Source organism: Bartonella acomydis (genome assembly GCF_039543025.1).
In the GTDB taxonomy this organism is placed as follows: domain Bacteria; phylum Pseudomonadota; class Alphaproteobacteria; order Rhizobiales; family Rhizobiaceae; genus Bartonella; species Bartonella acomydis.
This window is the reverse complement of record NZ_BAABIY010000087.1, coordinates 1-4,395: the sequence shown is the minus strand read 5'-3', so window position 1 is coordinate 4,395 and position 4,395 is coordinate 1. Positions and strand designations below refer to the sequence as shown.

3 protein-coding genes and 1 pseudogene are annotated in these 4,395 nt (G+C 46.7%); all 4 read left to right on the top strand.

The window, feature by feature from the left end; genetic code table 11:
* On the top strand, window positions 1–1,249 hold a 1,249-nt coding region (locus tag ABD909_RS07250), incomplete at its 5' end, for a phage tail sheath family protein (protein ID WP_345097272.1).
* Window positions 1,246–1,764 (top strand): phage major tail tube protein, encoded by a 519-nt coding sequence (locus ABD909_RS07245; RefSeq protein WP_183194498.1) that lies wholly within the window; start codon window positions 1,246–1,248, stop codon window positions 1,762–1,764. The genes ABD909_RS07250 and ABD909_RS07245, both read left to right, overlap by 4 nt.
* 9 nt (window positions 1,765–1,773) lie before the next feature.
* The gene (locus ABD909_RS07240; RefSeq protein ID WP_345097271.1) at window positions 1,774–2,184 is read left to right on the top strand and encodes a hypothetical protein; all 411 of its coding nucleotides are present in this window, start codon (window positions 1,774–1,776) and stop codon (window positions 2,182–2,184) included.
* Window positions 2,185–2,315: 131 nt separating this feature from the next.
* Window positions 2,316–4,395: pseudogene (locus ABD909_RS07235) on the top strand (phage tail tape measure protein); the annotation flags it as partial.

Here is a 4,395-nt window from a genome sequence, read left to right as displayed (position 1 = left end):
TGGTCAAGCTTCTCGCCCTTTAGAGATGTTTAGCCAAACCGCCATTGGGGCGGTTGTTACAGCCCTTGATGCGGATGCACAGACCTATCCCCTTAACGAACCCGTGTTGGTCTTTACCCATGAGACAGAGAAAATCCAAAAGCTTGGGACAAGAAGAACAGCCCTTGATGTTATCAATGCCGTGCGCGCGCAAGGGATTGAGGCACAAGTGATCCTTGTGCGGGTAGAAGAAAAGTCAACCATTGCTGAGACACAAGCCGAAATGGTGGGGTCCAATACGGCTTTGACCGGTGTTCATGCTCTAGCGCATGCTAGAGGGCATTTAGGTGTGGAACCTGGCATTCTCTTAGCGCCAGCTTATAGTGCAGGGCGCCTTGATAATGCTAAAAATCCACTAGCAGATGCTTTAGAACAGGTTGCCGAAAAGCTACAAGCGATTGCGGTGTTCGATACGGGGGGCAAAAATACGGAAGAAAGCCTTGCCTTTCGTGCGGATTTCTCTTCACGCTTTTGTTATCTGATTGATCCCTTTGTGCGGGTAGCAGATAGTGAGGGGGGCTTTAGTATAAAACCGGCAAGCCCCTTTGTGGCAGCCATGTTTATCAAACGGGACAAACAAAAGGGAGGTGTTTTTTGGTCTCCCTCCAACCAAGATGTTAAAGGTATTTTAGGCACAGCGCGCCCCATTAGCTATTTTGATGGGGAAATTGATCATGAGGCTAACCGTCTCAATAAAGCCGATATTGCCACCTTTATTCCCGCTCGCCTTAGCCAAAATGCGCATGGGAAAATGGCTGCCAATGGACGCATTTTATGGGGCAATCACACCACCTCGAGTGATCCACTCTGGCGCTTTGTCAATGTGGTACGCACCCGCGCAGCCTTGGAAAAAACCATCATTAACAATTTACGCCCTTGGGCAAATGACGAGAATCTGACCGGTCAACATGTTATTGCTATCACGCGCAGCCTTACACAGTTTCTTGATGATATGATTGCGCGCGGTGCGCTTTTAGGAGGACGTGTCTGGTTTGACCGTGATTTGAATTCAAACAGCAATTTGCAATTGGGAAAATTGCGGGTGGAATTTGATGCAGAAGAAGTCCCCCCTCTCGAAGATTTAAGCTTTGGAAGCCGGCGCAACGGTGCTTACTTTAATCGGCTCGCTGAAGATATCCAAAAGAAAATGACCTATGCTTTTGGTGATACGCTTGACACCTATCGCAAGGCAGCAAGGAGTGATGTATGACTTTAAGAATTGTTCGTGGTTTTACCCTGATTGTTGATGATGATGTCAATCTTCACCTTGATCTTGAAACGCTCAAACTTCCCACGTTGGAAGAAATCACCGAAACCTATCAACCAGGGGGCTCTGACATGCAAATTGATGTGAGTGGTCTTGGTGTGAAAGCTTTGAGCTTGCAAATGAAAATCCGCAGCCACACGCCAGAAATCATCGGTATCTTTGGCGGTCCTCCTGGTCTTCGTCATAAATTTACCGGCAAAAAACATGTGGTGTCTGAAGAAGATGGGCGCGAGCATGAACATTCCATTGATGTTACAGGGCGCTTGGTCAAAGTCGATAGCGAAAGCTTAACAGCTGGAAAAGCCACAGGCTATGATTGCGAGATCAAGAATGTTTGGGATTACACAGAATTTTGGGATGGCTCTGTTTTACATCGTTTCTCGTTTAAACGGGGTGGTTGGCTGGTGCGCAATGGGCAAGATATTGGTGGGCGTCGCCGTTCTATACTTAATTTATAGGAATTGATCATGACAAGTTTACAAACCAGTATTGAGGTGGAATTAGCTGTTCCCATTCTGTACCAAGACAGTGAGGGTAGGCAAGCAACACGGCATAAATTGACCTTTTATCGCCCCACGTTCAAACATGCCAAGCAATTGTCTGTGCTGATTGGACCACAGTTGACAGAGCTGCTTGTACCTGAATTTGCAGAGCAAAAAAACCCTAGCAATGATGTTCTCATTCTTAAGCTTTCACAAGTGTTGTTTACCCATGAGGCGACAGAAGGTATTACAGCGCTTTTGGCAGAGAAGTCTCATGAATCTGTTGAACTTATTGATCGTCTTGATGTTGTTGATCTTGTGGCAGTGTTTAAGGCTTTTTTTGCTTTTTTTACGCAACGCCAATCCCCTATGCTGGACAATTTGGAGCAGAGCTAGCTCTTTATTATCACTGGTCGGCTCTAGAGATTAACCAGATGGATTGGCTTGATGTTGTCTCCTATCGCTATGAATTAGCACGCCTGAAAGCCCAAGAATATGAAAGCCAAATGTTAGGATGAGATGCGATCATGGATGTTTCCCTTGTTGTGCGTTTTGTGAATCATCTGCAAGAGGGGATTGCCTCTGCCAAGAGTGATCTTGCAGCTTTCAGTAGCGATGTTGCGCATTTCCAAAACAAGACAAGGCAACACTTTAAAAATTGGTTTGACCCTAAGCACTTGAAGGAAGCAACAGCCAATGCGAAAAATGCTTTTATCCATGCACGTGGTCGTATGGTAGGAGCCATTGCCCAAACTGCAACCTTAATTACTCCGCTCTATAAAGCCATGCAATTTGATCAATCGATGAAAGGCTTGGAAAAGGTTCTGGATGCCCCTCTTGATCGTTTAAAGGAATTGCGCCGTTTTGCTTTGGAAACCTCGACAAAGATCCCTCTCGCTGCCCGTGAAGTTTTAGAATTGATGACAAGTGCCAGCCAAGCAGGAATTGGCGAACAAGATTTAGAAGCTTTTAGTGTTTATGCTGCCAAGGCAGCGGTTGCTTTTGATATGAGCGGGGATCAGATTGGAGAGCGCTTTGCCAAATTGCGCAATGTCTTTAAGCTTAATCAGACGAGCATTGAAGATCTAGGCGATGCCATCAATCATCTCTCTAACCACATGGCGGCAAAGGCGAGTGAAGTGTCTGATTTTACCAATCGTGCCACCGGAGCGGCAACCATGTTTAAACTGACAGCCCGCGAAACAGCGGCTTTTGGTACGGCGATGATTTCTGCTGGGATTGTCCCAGAGAGTGCAGCGCGTGGTTTTAACTCTATCAGTGCGCGCATACAGGCAGGGGGTAAACATATTGAAGATGCTTTTGCCAATATTGGGCTTTCCCGCGAAAAATTCATGGAAGATCTGGAGAAAGATGCCACCGGTACTTTGGTGCGCTTTTTTGATGTTTTAGCAAAATCCGAACAGGGGATGCGTTCGCTGATTGCCATTGCTGGGCGAGACTTTACCGGTGATTTTGCCAAATTGGTGGGTATCCCAGAGCTGTTAGGGCAAGCATTAGAGTATGTGAAAGATCCAAAAGTCTTTAAAGGCTCTGTCGAACAAGAGGCGGATAAACAAGCAACCGGTGCTATGCGGCAATTTGAACTGTTGCAAAACCGTATCGTGGCTTTGGGGATTACCATTGGTGAAGTGCTTCTGCCCCCCCCCTCAACAGTTTGATGGAAAGTGTTGGTGGTTTTATCAATGTTCTTATGGCGTGGGCGAATGCTCATCCCACTTTAACAAGCGCCATTATCAAAACCATTGCCGCTCTGATGGCTTTTAATATTGCTTTGCGTGTGTTGCGCTTTACTTTTGCTGGCACACGTCTTGGGCTTCTTCAATTGATCACGTCTTTTATCAAGAAGAGGGTTGTTAGTGGTGCGTTGAAGGCAAGTTGGCGCGGGCTCTTGGCTTCAGGGCGCTCACTGGGCTTGTTAACCGCAGGTCTTGGGGCAAGTTCACTGCGACTTTTACGCCCCATGACTTTATTGATGGGAGCTTTGCGAGGGATCGCAATTTCAGGTACAGCATTTGCTGCCTCTTTTGGCTGGATAGGGACAGCGATAGAAGTGATTGCTGCTGGCATAGCCTCTGTGGTTGGGGCTGTTTTTAGCCCAATCGGTGCTCTGATTGCCGCTGTTGTAGCTGTCATCATTGCGACTTGTTTTGTTTTGTGGAAATATTGGGATCGTTTTTCTTCCTTTGTCAAAGGATTTGCACGGGGGCTAATACGCGCTTTTGGTCGTGCCTTTGAAGCCGTCATGCGTTTTTTTGGTGCTGACACGGCAACCATTACACGTTGGAAAAACATTATTGCTGCTGCCTTTGATTTCTCTGCCCATTGGCAAAAGTTCAAACAGGGACTTAGCGCTGTTGGCAAGTGGTTTGGCAATGTGTGGGAGGGCTTTAAACAAAGCCTTTCCAACTTTTGGAGCTGGTTGGGAAGCTTTTTTGCCCGCGAAACGCTCTCTGAGGCTGCCAAAGCAGGTATGGAACAAGCAGGGGAAGACTTAGCCAGTTGGATTGTCGATGGCTTTATGGGGACCATCACAAAATTGATGGATTTTTTTAAATCTTTGCCTGGTCGCATAAAGGGCTGGATTGG